At 65.4% G+C, this 15,922-nt stretch carries 13 protein-coding genes; 4 read left to right on the top strand and 9 right to left on the bottom strand.

Annotated features, from left to right (window positions below):
- Positions 1-38: 38 nt before the first annotated feature.
- The 5 genes from FG13_RS28305 to FG13_RS28285 form a co-directional block, all read right to left on the bottom strand.
- On the bottom strand, positions 39-2,312 hold the full coding sequence (locus FG13_RS28305; RefSeq protein ID WP_051959519.1) for a TonB-dependent hemoglobin/transferrin/lactoferrin family receptor: 2,274 nt from the start codon (positions 2,310-2,312) through the stop codon (positions 39-41).
- Positions 2,313-2,561: 249 nt separating this feature from the next.
- Positions 2,562-4,139 (bottom strand): FGGY-family carbohydrate kinase, encoded by a 1,578-nt coding sequence (locus FG13_RS28300; RefSeq protein WP_035826543.1) that lies wholly within the window; start codon positions 4,137-4,139, stop codon positions 2,562-2,564.
- A gap of 4 nt (positions 4,140-4,143) precedes the next feature.
- Positions 4,144-4,371, bottom strand: a complete 228-nt coding sequence (locus FG13_RS28295) for a hypothetical protein (RefSeq protein WP_081922756.1) — start codon at positions 4,369-4,371, stop codon at positions 4,144-4,146.
- A gap of 117 nt (positions 4,372-4,488) precedes the next feature.
- Positions 4,489-6,057, bottom strand: a complete 1,569-nt coding sequence (locus FG13_RS28290) for a glycerol-3-phosphate dehydrogenase/oxidase (protein ID WP_035826541.1) — start codon at positions 6,055-6,057, stop codon at positions 4,489-4,491.
- Entirely contained in the window at positions 6,054-7,664 is a 1,611-nt protein-coding gene (locus FG13_RS28285) for an FAD-binding oxidoreductase (protein WP_035828958.1), read from the bottom strand. Before FG13_RS28285 ends, FG13_RS28290 begins: the two co-directional genes overlap by 4 nt.
- Positions 7,665-7,816: 152 nt before the next feature.
- Here FG13_RS28285 and FG13_RS28280 point away from each other — a divergent pair, with 152 nt between their 5' ends.
- The 3 genes from FG13_RS28280 (at position 7,817) to FG13_RS28270 (ending at position 10,663) form a co-directional block, all read left to right on the top strand.
- Entirely contained in the window at positions 7,817-8,878 is a 1,062-nt protein-coding gene (locus FG13_RS28280) for an AraC family transcriptional regulator (RefSeq protein ID WP_035826539.1), read from the top strand.
- Between the two features lie 92 nt (positions 8,879-8,970).
- A complete protein-coding gene (locus tag FG13_RS28275; protein WP_035826538.1) occupies positions 8,971-9,753 on the top strand; it encodes a 3-hydroxybutyrate dehydrogenase in 783 nt (260 codons plus the stop codon).
- 61 nt (positions 9,754-9,814) lie between these two features.
- Entirely contained in the window at positions 9,815-10,663 is an 849-nt protein-coding gene (locus FG13_RS28270; RefSeq protein ID WP_035826536.1) for a DUF2071 domain-containing protein, read from the top strand.
- Here the strand turns inward: FG13_RS28270 and FG13_RS28265 are convergent.
- The 4 genes from FG13_RS28265 to FG13_RS28250 all read right to left on the bottom strand — a co-directional run bounded on the left by FG13_RS28265 (position 10,635) and on the right by FG13_RS28250 (position 15,051).
- Positions 10,635-12,278, bottom strand: a complete 1,644-nt coding sequence (locus tag FG13_RS28265; protein WP_035826534.1) for a methyl-accepting chemotaxis protein — start codon at positions 12,276-12,278, stop codon at positions 10,635-10,637. The genes FG13_RS28270 and FG13_RS28265 overlap by 29 nt on opposite strands.
- A gap of 145 nt (positions 12,279-12,423) precedes the next feature.
- Positions 12,424-13,650, bottom strand: a complete 1,227-nt coding sequence (locus tag FG13_RS28260; protein ID WP_035826532.1) for an HD-GYP domain-containing protein — start codon at positions 13,648-13,650, stop codon at positions 12,424-12,426.
- Positions 13,651-14,027: 377 nt separating this feature from the next.
- On the bottom strand, positions 14,028-14,624 hold the full coding sequence (locus tag FG13_RS28255; RefSeq protein ID WP_035826530.1) for a hypothetical protein: 597 nt from the start codon (positions 14,622-14,624) through the stop codon (positions 14,028-14,030).
- A gap of 61 nt (positions 14,625-14,685) precedes the next feature.
- Entirely contained in the window at positions 14,686-15,051 is a 366-nt protein-coding gene (locus tag FG13_RS28250) for a winged helix-turn-helix transcriptional regulator (RefSeq protein ID WP_051959517.1), read from the bottom strand.
- A 114-nt stretch (positions 15,052-15,165) separates the two neighbouring features.
- On the opposite strand from FG13_RS28250, the gene FG13_RS28245 reads away from it, so the two are divergent.
- Positions 15,166-15,873, top strand: coding sequence for a glutathione S-transferase family protein (locus FG13_RS28245; RefSeq protein WP_035826528.1), 708 nt, complete (start codon positions 15,166-15,168; stop codon positions 15,871-15,873).
- Positions 15,874-15,922: the final 49 nt, after the last annotated feature.

The following is a 15,922-nucleotide window of genomic DNA, read 5'->3' as shown; positions in this document are numbered from 1 at the left end:
TCAGTCCCGCGTCTCCGGCCCGCCATTCTTAAAACTAATCAAAACTTACGCGACACACTCAGCTTCGCATTGCGCCCCACGCCGGTAACCGCTTCGCTCAGATACGGCATGTAATTGCGGTTGAAGACGTTGTCCACCGTCAACCGCACTTCCGTGCCGCGCCACACGCCCTGTTTGCCATTCCACGACGCGAACAGGGTATGCAGCGCATAGCCTTTCGACGGCGGCAGGCGGTACACGCTGCCCACCGGCAGCACGCGCTCCTGCTTTGCCACGAAGCGGCCCTGCCAGCCCATGCTGGCCCCAAGGTCAGGCAAGCGCCAGCCCAGGCCCGCCATCAGTTTGTCCGGCGCAATCGTCGACACGGGTTCGTCCTGGCCCCACGGGTCGCGCTGGGAACCGCTGCGCGTGCCGCGCTGCCTTGACAGCGAGGCGCTGGCAAACAGGCGCGGCGCGCTGTAGTAGGATTCGACCTCCACGCCCTGCGTGCGGAAACCTGCCAGGTTGCGGTAGTCGGACAGCGCCGGCGGCACCTTGCCCGATCCCGGCACATAGCCTTCGATCAGGATGCCCAGGCGCGGGCCGATATTGTCGCTGACGCGGTTCTGGTACGCGGTCAGGCGCAGCTGCACGTCGTCGCTCTCCATGAAGACGTTCTGGCGGTGCAGCATGACGCCCGCGCGCACGGCCGTCACGCGCTCGACGGCCAGGTTGCGGCTGGTGCCCGGCGTCGATGAACCGAGCCGCGGCGACACATAATATTCATTCGAATACATCTCGTCGATGGTCGGCGCGCGCCAGGTGCGGCTCAAGTCACCGAACAGCGCCATGCTGGCGGACGCCTTCCAGAACAGGCCCAGGCGGGGCGACCAGTCTGCATGCACTTTCTCGCTGAAATCATGGCCGGCGGCCGGAAGCGGGCTGTTGTAGCGCGACGCCTTGTTCGGCACGCCCTCGGAGACGACCCTGTCGTGGCGCAGCGCCGCCGTCAGCGTCAGGTCGCCATACGTCATCGCATCCTGCAGATACAGGCCCGTGGTTTCCTGGCGCCCGGCCGGCATATAGTAGGGCTGGAAGTAGCCATAGTTGTAGCTGGGGTCCTTCAGCGCCGTCGACGACGGGTAGTACATCAAGGTGTCGCGCACGTTCTTGTGCCATTGCAGTCCCGTCAGCAGCACGTGCGACACGGCGCCCGTGCTAAACACGCTTTCGTTGCGCACCTCCGCGATACGGTCCACATACGAAGCCCAGCTCTCATTGCCCAGTGACCCCAGGTAGGAACCGAGCGACGCGGAGGGCAGGCGCTTGTCATGCTGGTCCGTGTGCGAATAGCCGGCGCTGGCCGTCAGCTTGATCCATGGATTGTTCTGCGGCGCGTACTGCCACTTCACGGAATAGGTGTCGTCGTCCTGGTCGCGGTACACGGCCTTGCGCTGCCACGCCTCTTCCAGTCCGTATTTTTTGATTTCCGCCTCGGTCGGCGTGGGCACGTCCTCGCCCATGGCGGCGAACGGGCCCCAGCCCGAACTGCCGCTCTTCATCGCCGTCAGGGTCAAGAGCTGCTCCGGCGTCAGCCGGATATTGAGCTTGGCCAGGCTCGATGGCGCATCGATGGCGGAAAAGCGGAATGGCTTGCCATCGGGTTTGCGCAGGTCATCGGACTTGCGCTGCGTAGTGAAGGCCATCGCATCGAAGCGGCCATCTTCCGTGCGGCCGTAGACGGCCACGGTGGCGTCGTTTTCCGCATTGTTCGAATGGCGCGAGTACTTGAGCATGGCGCCCGCCTTTTCGCCGCCTTCCAGCAAGTCTTGCGCATCCTTGGTCTCGACCGTGATGACGCCGCCGAAGCCGCCATTGCCATACAAACTCGTATGCGCGCCCTTGTTCACTTCGATCTGCTTGATCAGTTCCGGCTCGATGAAGATGGAACCCTGGCGGTATTTTTCAAAGCCCTTCGGCACGCCATCGAGGATGACTTTCACGTCCTGCACTTTATTGAAGCCCCATATATTGAGGCTCTGACCGCTGGGACGGGCCGTACCGGCCAGGTCCACGCCGGGCAAGGTGTCGAGCAGGGACGCGACATTGTCGGCCTGCTGGCGTTCGATGTCGGCGCTGTTGATGTACGAGCGTCCGGCCGTGCCGGCGCTGATGGCGTCGCCGAACACGCTGATGGCGGGCATCTGCACGGCGTCGGCCTTCTCGATCTTGTCGGCCATCGCCGCCGCCCACACGTGGCCGTGCGCGCCACCCAATGCCAGCGCCAGCGCGGCGGCCAGCGGGGTCAATCCATGTTTGCTGCTGCTCTTCATCGCTATCCTTGCCTGGGTTTGCTTGCTGCTCGATGCTTGTGGAATGAAAAAATGCAGGGGCAGAGGACAGCGGTGCACGATCAAGCGGCGGCGTTGAAGGAAGCGTTGCGGCGGAACTCTGCCCGCGCGGACACGCCGCCTGCGCATGGCCGGCGGCGCACTGCAGTCACCGGGATAAGTTGCCTTAGTGAAATGCGGAACACATCATATATCGGATGCGAATGATTCGCAATACGATTTAATGACTAGCTATTCCGGATAGCCGGTGATGTCGGCTATCTCGCGGTACAGCGGTTGCAGCCGCGCATACATTTTCTGGTACACGCGCCGGTACAACTGCTCGTAGATCTTGCGGTGCCCGGGATGCGGCTGAAATACCTTGCCCTTGCGCGTCATCGCCTGCACGGCGGCAGGGAAATCCGCATGCCAGCCCAGGCCCACGCTGGCGGCGATGGCCGCGCCCAGACCCGAACTTTCATACACGTGGGCGCGCGCGGCGGGCAAGCCGAAGATGTCGGCCGTCAGCTGCATGGCGGCGTCGCTTTGCGAACCGCCGCCCGCGATGCGCAGCTCCGTAATGGCGATGCCGCTGCGCTGCTCGATGCGCTCCTTGCCTTCGCGCAGCGCATACGCGAGACCCTCGAGGATGGCGCGGTAAATGTGCGCGCGCGTGTGCACGTCGCCAAAGCCGATCATGGCGCCCTTCGCTTCCGGCCCCGGCACCTTGATGCCGGGACTCCAGTACGGCTGCAGCATCAGGCCCATGGAGCCGGGCGGCACGGCGTCGACCAGGCGGTCGAACAGCGCTTCGGCGGACAAGCCCGTGCCATCCTCGGCGGCAGCAGCCCGTTCGCGGTCGCCGAACTGCTCCTTGAACCAGTTGACCATCCAGTAGCCGCGGAATATCTGCACTTCCGTGCTGTAGGCGCCCGGCATGGCGGCCGGATACGGCGGAATGAAGCGCGTCACTTCCACGTATTTGCGGTTGGTCGTGTTGATGGTGGCCGTGGTGCCGTAGCTCAGGCACGCCACCTGCGGTTCGACGCAGCCGGCGCCCAGCACTTCGCACGCCTTGTCGGCGGCCGCCGCCAGCAGGGGCGTGCCTTCCAAAATGCCCGTCGCCGCGGCGGCCGATGCCGTGATGGCGCCCATGCGCGTGCCCGGCGTCACCAGTTCGGGCAGCATCGATGGTTTAACGGCAAGTGCCTGCCACTTCCAGTCGAAGCGCCCGGCCCAGGCGTGGCGCTTGTAGTCGAAGGGAATATACGCCACTTGCGAGCCCGTCGAGTCGACGTAGCGTCCGCAGAGGCGGTGGTTCAAAAAGCCCGACAGCAGCAGGAATTTGTGCGTGCGGCGCCAGACGTCGGGCTGGTGCGCGCTGATCCAGTTGATCTCGGCCTCGCGGCGAAAATACGCGATCGTGCCATCGAGGCGCGTGGCGCGAAACAGCGCGCGCCACCATGGCGCCAACTGGGGGATGTCGCGCGTGCTGCGCTGGTCCAGCCAGGTGATCGCGGGCCGCAAGGGCTGTCCCTCTTCATCCACGTTGACCACCGTGCCGCGCTGCGTGGTGACGGCCACGCCGGCCACCGACGATTTGGCGATGTCCGTGCCGCGCCACAGCTGCTGGCACGCTGCGCACACGGCTTGCCAGTAGCCATCGGCGTCGTGCTCGGCCCAGCCGGGGTGCTCCGAGTAATACGCTTCGAGGAACACTTGCGCCTTCGCCGCCAGATTGCCATCGCGGTCGAACAGCAGCGCGCGCACGCTTTGCGTGCCATTGTCGATGGCGAGAATGTACGGCCCCTGGCCGGCTGCGCTGGCCATGGCCTCAGCCCAGGCTGGCCAGCGCGGCGCGCAGCGCGGCCAGCAGCGCCTGCGGATCTTTTTCCGGCTGGGCGCTGAAGACAGGCGCTTCCCAATCCTGCCCCCGCACTGCCACCACGCGCAAGCGTCCCTGTGCATTCCAGGCCGGATACCAGCCCACGTCGACGATGTCGCCATTCGCGCACGTGATTTGCAGCAGGTCTTCGCCCAGGTCGTCGACGAGGACGTCCACGCTCTGGCGCAAGTCCAGCGGCGACAGGCTGTCGTAGGTGATGCGGGCGTCGCCCAGTTCCAGGGGCTGGCCAAACAGGGTAGTCTCGATGATGCTCTCCTTATTTTTTATGCTTTTTCAATCGCCTTGCGGCACGCTGTAATGGCGGCGCCACAGGGCCAGGTAGCGCTGCTGTTCTTCTTCCCAGCGCGCGTCGTCCCAGCCCAGTTCGCGCTGGCAGATGGCGCGCAGGCGCGGCATGATAGCAAGCGCGCCGCCAGCCAGCTGCAAACCGAGGCGCGTGCGCCGCAGCAGCAAGTCGTCCAGGTGCCGCACGTCCTCGCTGCGCGCGCCCCAGCGCAGCTGCGCCCACAGGGTCTGCGTGCCGGGAATCGGCGCCAGCTCGCCGTCCTGCGCCGCATCGCACAGCGCCTGCGCCCCCGCTCCATGACGGCCCAGCAGCCGTTCGCGCTGCTCGCCATCGAGTACCAGGGCCTTGCCCGACAACGGTGGCGTGGCGTCGAAAATCGGCAAGGGGCGCAAATCCGCGTGCCAGCCCGGCAGCAGCGGCGCGGCGCGGCGCAATGCGTCGAGGGCGATCACGCGAAACGTCGTCAGCTTGCCGCCCGCCACCGTCAGCAAGCCGTTTTCCAGCCATAGCGCATGTTCGCGCGCTTCCTTCGACGGGTCAAGCTGGCCGCTGCCGATCACGGGACGCACGCCGGCAAACGTGGCCAGCACGTCGCCCTCGCCCAGCGCCAGCTGCGGGAACTGCCACTGCAAGGCAGCCAGCAGGTATGCGAGTTCCGCGCGGGTGATGGCCGGCTCCAGGTCCAGGCTGGCGCCGTGGTCGACATCGGTGGTGCCCACCAGGGTCACGCCCTCCCATGGATACGCAAACACGGGGCGGCCATCGTGCGGGTGCATCAGGCTGACGGCTTGCGCCAGCGGCAGGCGCCAGGCCGGCAGCAGCAAATGGCTGCCGCGCAGGGGCCGCAGTTTCGGCTGTTCTCCCACCTGGCCGCGCAAGGCGTCGGCCCAGGCGCCCGTGGCGCTGATCACCAGGCGCGCACGCACGGTGAATGCCGTGCCATCGACCGCATCGGTCAAGGTGGCGCCGGCGACCTTGTCATCTTCGCGCAACAGCGATGCGACGCCCAGGTAATTGACGGCCACGCCGCCATGGCGGCGCGCCTCCTGCAGCACGCGCAGCACCAGGCGCGCATCGTCCGTCTTCGCGTCCTGGTACAGCATGCCGCCCTGCAGATCGTCGCGCCGGATGTGCGGCGCCAGCATGGCAAAGTCCGCCGCGTCGACATAGCGGCGCGCACGCCGGCCCGCCATCACGTCATAAATCGCCAGGCCCAGCATGAACTGGCGCCGCCCCGGCTTCCTGCCCGTGTAATCGCCAAAGGCAAAGCCCTGCGGCTCGACCAGCCCCGCCGCATCCGTCAGCAAGGCTTGCCGCTCATGCACCGATTCGCGCGTCATGCCGAACTGCCCCTGCTTCAGGTAGCGCAAGCCGCCGTGCACCAGCTTCGAGGAGCGGCTCGACGTGCCCCAGGCGAAATCACGCTGCTCCACCAGCAAGGCCTTCAAACCGCGCCGCGCCGCTTCCAGCAAGATGCCGGCGCCCGTGATGCCGCCGCCGACGATCAAGATGTCCCACTCGCGCGCCAGGATGCCAGGCAACTGCGCCCTGTTCACAAGCCGCCTCCCGCCTCGGGCAGCAGTTTGCCGGGATTCATCATGCCTTGCGGATCGAACTGGCGCAGCAATGCGCGCATGGCGGCGATGCCCAGTTCTCCCTTTTCGGCCGCCAGCCATGGCGCGTGGTCCGTGCCCACGCCATGCTGGTGGCTGATGGTGCCGCCGTTGGCGACGATGGCGGCGCCGGCCGCGTCTTTCAGGGCACGCCAGCGCGCCATGTTGTCTTCAAAGGTAGGCGCCAGCCGGTACACATACGTGGTGTAGACGCTGGCCCCTTGCGCGTACACGTGCGACAAATGCGTGTAGGCGTGCACCTGCTCGCCATGCGCGGCCAGCGCATTGACACCCGCCTGCTCCAGCGCCGCCATCATCGGGGCCACGCGGGGCCAGTCGACGGCCGTTTCCACCGTGTCGATGACATAGCCGTGCTCCCAGGCCCCGTTGCGCAGGTAGACGTTGCGAAAGCGCCCCTGCTTCCATTTATCGCCCATGTGGCGTCCCACGTGCACGCCCTTGTGCCGCCGCGCCAGCGCCAGCGCGCCACGCAGGGCCGCACGGGCAGGCCCGGCTTCTCCGCTGACACCCAGCATCAGCATGCACTTGCCTTCGCCGCAGCCGCGCAGCGACAGATAACGTTCCAGCAGTCCCACCAGTTTTTTATGCCCGGCCAGGGTCAGCATGGTTTGCGTTTCGACCGCGTTCGACAGGCGCAGCATGCACAGGGGCAGGCGCGACTGGGCCAGCGCCCGCACGGCAGCTTGCGCATGGCCCCAGTCGGCGAAAAACACGGCGTGGAACGCCTCATAAGGCGGCAATGGCGAGACGCGCACCGTCGCCTGCGTCACGATGCCCAGCCGCCCTTCGGAGCCGAGCACCATTTCGCGCAAGTCGATGCCGGCCGCCGAAGCGGGAAACGTGGGAATGCGCAAGGTGCCGGCCGGCGTTTCCACTTCGCCGCCGGCGAACAGCTGCTCGATGCGGCCATAGCGCAACGATTGCTGGCCCGACGAGCGCGTGGCGATCCAGCCGCCCAGAGTCGAATATTCGAACGACTGCGGATAGTGGCCCAGGGTGTAGCCCTGCGCGCGCAGCTGCGCTTCCAGGTCGGGGCCATACACGCCTGCGCCGAACGTGGCCAGCTGCGCCTCGCGGTCCAGGTGGCCCAGCGCGCACAGGCGCGCGAGGCTGATCGACAGCACGGGACGCGGCCCCGCCGCTACCGTCAAATGCCCGGCCACGCTGGTGCCGCCACCGTGCGGAATGACGGCCACGCACGCCTGGCGCGCATACGCGAGCAGCTGGCGCACCTGCAGCGCGCTGTCGGGAAAGGCCACGCCGTCGGGCACCGCGCCGATGCGGCCATGGCGCAATTTGAACCAGTCGGGCAGGCTTTGACCGAGCGCATGGCGCACGCGCGTGGCAGGCGTGGTGTCGATCAGCGGATGCGGCGCCAGGCGCGAGGCGGGCACTTGCGCGCAAGCGTCGTCGAAGGTGGCATCGGTAATGGCGCTGCCCGGCCCCAGGCGCTCGCGCAAAAACGCCAGCGCGTCCTCGCTCAGCGCATACGTGATGCTTTCATCTCCCCAGCCATTCCAGCGTTGCATCGACATCCCCTGTGTTCGGCCAGTTGCGCGCCACGGCGGCTTGCTATACTGTCCCTGCCTGATTTTCTTGCTTGATTTTCTTGCTTGACCGATAGCATATGCCGCCACAGACGAAGGGTATTGGTTTTTCATGACAATCGCATTGTTCCATCATGACAAATACTGACGGCCGGGTCGCCGGCGCCTATCTGCTGCCGCTGCTCGAAGCGGCCGGCGCGCACGGTATCGCGGCAGCCACCCTGGCGCAGGCGGCCGGCGTGGCGCCGCACAATCTGGAAGCGTCCGCGCCTGGCCTGGCCGCGCGCGACTACGTGCGCCTGCTCGATGCGGGCGCGCAGCTGGCGGGCGACGCGCATTTCGGCCTGCACGTGGGCCAGCGGGTGCGCATGGGTACATACAGCGCCTATGGCTTGATACTGCTCAGTTGCAGCAACGTGGGCCAGGTGCTGGAACAGACGGCGCGCTATGAACGGCTGGCGCACGACCTGGGCCGCTCGACCCTGCAGCGCGATGGCGCCGTCGCGCATTACGGCTGGACCAGCAATTACCCGGGCGCCAGCCGGCATTTGGTCGACAGCGTCTTTGCCGGCATCCGTGTCAGCGGCGACTGGCTGGCCGGCATGCCGCTGCCGCCGGCCCGGCTGGCGTTCAGCCACGATGGCGGCGGCGACTTGCTGCGCCACGCGGCCCACCGCGACGAATACGTGCGCGTGCTGGGCAGCCTGCCCGATTTCAACGCCGCCGCCAACACGGCCACCTTCGATGCGCAATTGCTGGACTGGCCCGTGCCGAACGCCGACGTCAGCCTGTACCCCGTGCTGTGCCAGCATGCGGAACAATTGCTGGCACAGCGTCAAGCTGAAACAGACACCGGCGGCGCCATTGACGCGCAAGTGCACGCGGCCATCGTGGCGGGCTTGCGCCACGGTTCCGCGCGGCTGGCCACCGTTGCCGCCACCCTGGCTGTCACGCCGCGCACCTTGCAACGCAAGCTGGCCGACGCGGGCACCAGCTTCCAGGCCCTGCTGGATCAGGCCCGGTACGGCCTGGCGCGCGACTATCTGCGCGAGCCCCATTTGTCGCTGGTCGACATCGCCTTCCTGCTCGGCTACCAGGAACAAAGCGCGTTCAATCACGCGTTTCGCACCTGGGCGGGCACCAATCCCGGCGCCTGGCGGCTACAGGAAATCCTTGACAGGCAGCAAGCCGTTTAGCCGTGCGCGGGGCATGTGCAGCCCGTTTTCTCGCTATACTGGCATAGTCAGATTTTCCACGATCACTCCAACCCGCAATGCAAAGGATTAATATGCAACTCAAAGACAAAGTCGCACTGATTACCGGCGCCGCCAGTGGTATCGGCAAGGAAATGGCCATCGAATACGCAAAACAGGGCGCCAAGGTCGTCATCGCCGACCTGGCCCTGGAAGCGGCCAGCAAGACGGCCGAGGAAATCAAACAGTCGGGCGGCCAGGCGTTTGCCGTCGCCATGGATGTCTCGAGCGAAGAGCAAGTCGACAAGGGCGTGGCCGATGCCGCAGCCCACTTCGGCGGCATCGATATCCTGATCAGCAACGCAGGCATCCAGATCATCAGCCCCGTCGTCGACTACCCGTTCGACCAATGGAAAAAGATGCTGGCCATTCACATGGACGGCGCCTTCCTCACCACGCGCGCCTGCATGCGCGAAATGATCAAGGCCGGCCGCGGCGGCGCCATCATCTACATGGGTTCCGTGCACTCGCACGAAGGCTCGCCGTTCAAGAGCGCCTACGTGGCCGCCAAGCACGGCTTGCTGGGCCTGGCCAAGGTGGTGGCCAAGGAAGGTGCGAAAGACGGCATCCGCGCCAACGTCATCTGCCCGGGCTTCGTGCGCACGCCACTGGTCGACAAGCAAATCCCCGAACAGGCGGCCCAGCTGAACATCAGCGAAGAAGACGTGATCAAGAAAGTCATGCTGAAAGACACCATCGACGGCGAATTCACCACCACGCAAGACGTGGCGCAAACGGCCGTCTTCCTGGCGGCGTTCCCGTCGACGGCACTGAGCGGCCAGTCTATCGTCGTCAGCCACGGCTGGCATATGCAATAACACATGGCGTCTCCGGCAGGCGGCGCCGTCCGCCTGCATCACCGCATCTGAAAGTTCCCAATTGCAAGACAACACTTACCGCCACCCGCGCGCGGGCTGGCCGGGGCGATTGTTTGCCGCGCTCGCCAATTGCACGCGTTTTGCCAGTGTGCGCCAGGCCGTCATGTCGCGCCTGCCCTTCCTGACACTGCACAGCGACGTGCGCGACGTCGTCTACGTGAGCTGGCTGGTCGATGCCGCTGCCGCGCAGCGGCTGCTGCCCGCCGGCGTGACCCTGTGGCAACGCGACGGCAAGACGCCGTTCACGGTGCTGACCTACCGCCACGGGCATTTCGGCCCGGCACTGCTCGGCCCCTTGCGCCGCCTGCTGCCGTCTCCGCTGCAAAGCAACTGGCGCTTGTACCTCGACCACACGCCAGCGGGCGCGCCGGACGTGCCTTGCGTGTATTTCTTGAAAAACATCATGGACAGCCTGCCCCATGCGTTGGGTACGCGGCTGTTCAGCGACATCCTGCCGACCCACCTGGCCGGCAACATGACGCTGGAAGTCACGGCCACGCAAGCGCGCTGCAGCATAGCCAGCGGCGCCGGCAGCGCGCCGCTGCTCGACGTGCAGGCGGACATCACGGCTGAGCGTGACCTCGATGCCGGCTGGCAGCAGCTGTTCGGCAACTGGCGCGATGCCGTCGCCTTCGTCGCCTGCCAGGATGCAGCCATCGCGCATGTGCCACGCAACGGCAAGCTGGTCTTTGGCGAAATCGACCTGCCCGTTGATGTGGATCAGGTGCAAGCGCTGACTGCCTTGCGCTCCGACTGCGGCTTGCTGGGGCAACTGCCGCCCGTGTCAGCACCGTTTGCCTTTGTCGTGCCCAAGGTTGCCTTCAAGGCGCTGTCAGAGCGCCTGCTGTAGCGCGGCGTCGCTCGGGCGCGCGCGAAAGGGTAGCCTGGCCGCCCCTGCGCCGTTCCAGCTTGAACAGGGCCATCGCCTGCTCCAGCTGCAAGGTCTGATCCTGCAGCGACGCGGACGCCGCCGCCGATTCCTCCACCAGCGCCGCGTTCTGCTGCGTCACTTCATCCATTTGCGTGACGGCCATATTCACTTGACCGATGCCGTGGCTTTGCTCGCGCGACGCCGAGGCGATCTCTTCCATGATGCCGTGCACGCCCTGCACGGCGCCCAGCATTTCCGCGCTGCTGGCACCCGCCTGCTGCGCCAGCTTCGCGCCCGCCTGCACCTGCGCCAGCGACGCCGTGATCAATTGCTTGATTTCCGTGGCGGCCGACGCGCTGCGATGGGCCAGGCTGCGCACTTCGCCCGCCACAACGGCGAATCCCCGCCCCTGGTCGCCCGCGCGCGCCGCTTCCACGGCCGCGTTCAAGGCGAGGATATTCGTCTGGAAGGCGATGCCTTCGATAATGCCCGTAATGTCGCCGATCTTCTTCGATGAAGCGTTAATGTCCGCCATCATCGCCACCATCTGGCCGACGAGTTCGCCGCCGCGCCCGGCCAGGCCATGGACCTTGCCCGCCATGTCGCTGGCCTGCACGGCGTTGCCGCTGTTTTGCTGCACCGTGGCCGCCAGTTGTTCCATGCTCGACGCCGTCTGCTGCAGGGCCGACGCCTGCGCTTCCGTGCGGCCCGACAAGTCCATATTGCCGGCGGCAATTTCCTGGCTGGCCATACTGATGCGCAAGAAATTGCCGCGCACGTCGCCGACGATGGAATGCAGGTTCACGCGCAACTGCCGCAGCGAGCGCAGCAACTGCCCCATCTCGTCGCGCCGCGTCGTGTCGAGCTCGCCCGTCAGGTCGCCGCCCGCCATCACGTCGCAGGCCTGGCGCGCCTGCTGCAGCGGTTGCAGCACGGCGCGGTGCAAGCTGTGCCAGAAATACAGGGTGGCGCACACGGCCAGCACGGACAGGCCCGTCAGCCAGCCGTGGCTTGCATCGGGCAACACGCCCGCATTCCACGCCAGCTGCAGCAGCAACACCAGGCTCAGCAAACCCAGATTCCAGCCGATGCGCTTGCCCAGCGGCAGGTCGCGCAAGCTCGCCAGCCTGGCCAGCCAGCCCGTGCGCACGGCCGCGCCCTGGCTGATGACAAGGCCATCGGCCTGCCCCGCCTTGATGCGCGCGTACAGGGCGGACGCCTGCGCCACCTGCTGGCGCGTGGGCTTGGTGCGCACGGACATGTAGCCGACAGCCACGCCGTCTTCCACCACGGGCGTCACGTTCGCCAGCACCCAGTAGCAATCGCCGTTCTTGCAGCGGTTTTTCACCATGCCGCTCCACGACCGGCCCGAGCGGATGGTGGCCCAGAAATCGGCGAACGCTTCGACCGGCATGTCCGGATGCCGGAGGATGTTTTGCGGCGCACCGATCAATTCTTCCGCGCTGTAACCGCTGACGGCGATGAAATACGGGTTGGCATACGTGATATTGCCTTGCAAGTCGGTAGTCGAGACGATGGTCTCGGTATCGCTCAGATTGATTTCGGTATCGCTGACGGGAAGATTGAGTCGCATGGTCACATCCTCAGAAGTAGCCCGTACGGTGACGGGTATGCGGACAAGGAACGGTCGCCAGCCAGGAAAGCGGGCACGGCACTGGCACCATTATTTTAATATTTTATTATTAACAAAATGCACTTTATTACGGCCGTGCCAGCCGTCATGCCATGGCGGCTTCGCCGGCCCAGTAACGGTCGACGTCCTGCAAGCGCCAATCCGTTGCGCTTTCCGTGGAAACAATGCGCTCCTGGCAACCAGGTGCGGCCAGGTCGACGACGGCCGGCGCGATGCACGTGCCGGCGCGAATGGAAAAAAAGACACGCACGGTGGGCGCGGTCAGCGGCTTGCCCGGCGCCTGTCCCACCACCACGGCCAGGCGTTCCGACTGCAGCCGTACCAGGGTGCCCAGCGGATAAATGCCCAGGCATTTGACGAAGGCGGCGAACAGTTGCGCGTCGAGATGCCCGCCGCGCCAGGCAGCCATGCGGCGCAGCGAATCGGCCGGACACCAGCCCTGCTTGTACGGCCGGTTCGAGGTGATCGCATCGTACACGTCGCAAATGGCGCCCATGCGCGCAAACAGGCTGACTTCCTCGCCGCGCAATCCCTCCGGATAACCGCTGCCATCGAGCTTTTCATGGTGGTGCAGGCACACGTCGAGCGCCACCGGATCGATCTCGCCCACTTCCCGCAACATGCGGTGCCCGGCGGCCGGATGAGCGCGCACGGAAGAAAATTCCGCTTCGCTGAGGCTGCCCGGCTTGTTGAGGATGGCGGACGGCACGGCCATCTTGCCGATATCGTGCAGCAAGCCCGCCAGGCCGGCCGAGCGTACCTGCTCGGGCGCCAGGCCCAGCTCCCTGGCCAGCGCCGTCATCAGCGCGCACACGGCCACCGAATGCATATACGTGTAATTGTCGGCGGTTTTCAGACGCGCCAGGCCCAGCAGCACGTTGCCACCGCGCAGCACCGACGCGGCGATATCGTCGACCAGTGTATAGGCCTGCGCCGCAGACAAGGCCTTGCCCATGCGCACCTCGTCAAACATGGTCTGCACGGCCTGGCGCGAACGTTCGATCAGGCGCCGGGCGTGCGCCAGTTCCTCGTCGCGCGACCTGGCTGGCGCCGCATTCGGGACGGATCCGCTACCTGTTGCCGGCGCGGCTGCAGCCAGCGGCACGGCAGGCGGCACGGCAACCGGCGGCACCAGCCCCCGCGCCGTATCGATCCATACCTCGCAGAGGCGTGCCGCGCGGATACGTTCCAGGTCAGCCGGCAACTCGAGCAGGAAGGAACGCGTCCAGAAGGGGTTATCGAGCCAGGAACGGCCCAGGCGCTCGACATACATTCCCAGCACCAGCTCACTACTCCTTATCTTTTTCAGCACGACGGTTCTCCACAAAGTCAGATCGCGGCATTTACTTGCGCATTATCAATATCATACGCTGAAAAATAATGATTAAACCGAATATTTATTTTATATGGCAGAATCACAATAAATACAACAATAATCACCAATTATATCGCTTTCATTGAAATAAATATTAGATCAATAAATATATCAATTAAGCCATGCGGAATTTACAGTTTTGCATGTATTCTGCCGATGATGGCGGCGCATGCCTGCCAGCGGCCTCATGGGCCGCCGCTTGGGCATACTGTGCGGGAGGGAAGTGCGCCAGCGCCGGCGCCCCGACGTGGGGCTGGCGCTATGGCGAAAGAAGTATCAGGCGGACGCGCGAACGGCGTCGCGGCCGGCGCGGCTTAGCGCGGCACGTAGCGCCAGCTGGCGTTTTCCAGCATAAAGGTCAGTTCCGTCTTGATGGCTTCCGGACGGCTCGGCACGCTCAATTCCGTCTCGCATACGAGGTAGCCCGTCTTGCGCTTGACGTCGCACTCGTTGACGGCCTTGACCTGCATGGTGCTTTGCGCTTCCTGCATCTGCACGTCCTTGGCCGCTTCCGGATTGCGCGCCACTTCTTCCTTGGCCCAGGCGCGTATCATCGCCTGCGCCTCGGCCGGCGACGGCCCCGTGAACCTGGCGTTCTTGCGTTCGACGCCAACCCAGGTGCCGCCCTCGTTACGCAGGGGCAGTACATTAAAAGCATCGCGCATGCCGGCGCTCATGCCCACCAGGCACACCACTTCGCCCGGCACTTCCTGCGACTCCTGGCAACCGACCAGGCTGGTGACCTTGACGGCGATCGGTACCGGCATAGCCGATTGCATCTTGGCTTGGGTCTTGGCCACGCCCGCCTGCACGGCGGCGTGGATTTGTTCGAGTGTCGGCATGGTGGCGGCATGGGCCGGCAGGATGGCGAACAGGGCGGCGGCGGTCAGGGCGAGGGAAGTCAGGCGCATGGGTATCGGGAGTAGTGAGCTAAGGCCGGCAGTCTAGCACTTTGCATAACAACAGCTGTTTCTATTGAGAATGATCCTCGCCATCGGGGGCGAGAAAGGCGCCGCCCGCATCCGCCTGCCCGCGCAGGCGCAAGCCGATGGCGCGCAGCATCTCGACCAGTTCGCGCAGACGCAAGCCCTCGTCCGTCAGCCGGTATTCCACCTTGACGGGCACTTCCGCATAAATCGTGCGCGTCAGCAAGCCCGCTTCTTCCAGCGCGCGCAAGTCCAGGGTCAGCATGCGCTGCGAGATATTTGGCACGGCGCGGCGGATTTCGCTGAAGCGCTTCGGCCCCGCCATCAGATAGCTGAGCAGCACGGTTCTCCAGCGCCCGCCCAGCAAGCGCATGGCTTCTTCCACGGCGCAGCCGGAGACATTGTCTTTCATGGTTTGCTTCCTTCCTGGTATAAAAAATGTACCTATACCACATTATTCTGCCTTCTTCCAAATAGTAACCATTGCCCTTAGACTGCCCTTCCCCACCCAACTTGGAGTTTCGACTTGGAAACCACCCTGATCTACAGCGTCCCGTTCGGCTGCTCGTTTGCCGCCATTGCCGCCCTCGAATGGAGCGGCTTGCCGTATCGTTTGGCCCGCGTGGACGCGCGCGACCCGGCCAGCAAGCAGCATCCGGCCTTTCTCGCCATCAATCCGCTGGGCCAGACACCGGCCCTGCTCACGCACACGGGTGCGCCGCTGCTGGAAAGCATGGCGATCCTGCTGCACCTGGCCGCCCGCGCGCCAAACAGCAAGCTGGGTTATGCGCAAGGCACGCCAGACTACGACCGCCTGAACAGCGTGCTGTCCTTTTTGCACACGACCTTTCACGCGGCCTTCATGCCCGCCTTCCAGGCCTCGCGCGCCGCCGATGGCGATGCGCGCGCGGCCGTCTGGCGCGAGATGGCCATCGAGAAGGTCAACAAAAGCCTGGCGCACCTGGAGCGCCTGCTCGCTGGCCGCGCCTGGCTGGCATCGGACACGGCGCCGACCATCGCCGACGCCTATCTGGCGGCCACGGCGCGCTGGGCAGAACCGCTGCAACTGGCCAGCCTGGCCGATTATCCGAACACGGCGCGCGTGCTGGCCGCGCTGGAACTAGACCCCGGCATCCGCTTCGCCCACGCCATCGAAGCTGGCTTGCCGGCCACCAGCCAGGGCGGTTTCCGGGGCCACGTGGCGCTCGACCAACTGGCCACTCAGGCCGGCTAACCGGCGGTCAACTCCCGCAGCTGGCGCCTCTTTATTGCTATGATGTCGG

Origin of the sequence: Janthinobacterium sp. RA13 (genome assembly GCF_000745325.1) — a bacterium.
Lineage (GTDB): Bacteria > Pseudomonadota > Gammaproteobacteria > Burkholderiales > Burkholderiaceae_D > Janthinobacterium > Janthinobacterium rivuli.
Note: the sequence above shows the minus strand (reverse complement) of the source record. Positions and strands in the feature narration are given on the sequence as shown.

Bases quoted from the DNA above. Each gene is read 5' to 3' on its own strand.
- FG13_RS28305 (WP_051959519.1), bottom strand. From the start codon at position 2,312: ATGAAGAGCAGCAGCAAACATGGATTGACCCCGCTGGCCGCCGCGCTG.
- FG13_RS28300 (WP_035826543.1), bottom strand. From the start codon at position 4,139: ATGGCCAGCGCAGCCGGCCAGGGGCCGTACATTCTCGCCATCGACAAT.
- FG13_RS28285 (WP_035828958.1), bottom strand. From the start codon at position 7,664: ATGCAACGCTGGAATGGCTGGGGAGATGAAAGCATCACGTATGCGCTG.
- FG13_RS28280 (WP_035826539.1), top strand. From the start codon at position 7,817: ATGACAAATACTGACGGCCGGGTCGCCGGCGCCTATCTGCTGCCGCTG.
- FG13_RS28275 (WP_035826538.1), top strand. From the start codon at position 8,971: ATGCAACTCAAAGACAAAGTCGCACTGATTACCGGCGCCGCCAGTGGT.
- FG13_RS28265 (WP_035826534.1), bottom strand. From the start codon at position 12,278: ATGCGACTCAATCTTCCCGTCAGCGATACCGAAATCAATCTGAGCGAT.
- FG13_RS28255 (WP_035826530.1), bottom strand. From the start codon at position 14,624: ATGCGCCTGACTTCCCTCGCCCTGACCGCCGCCGCCCTGTTCGCCATC.
- FG13_RS28250 (WP_051959517.1), bottom strand. From the start codon at position 15,051: ATGAAAGACAATGTCTCCGGCTGCGCCGTGGAAGAAGCCATGCGCTTG.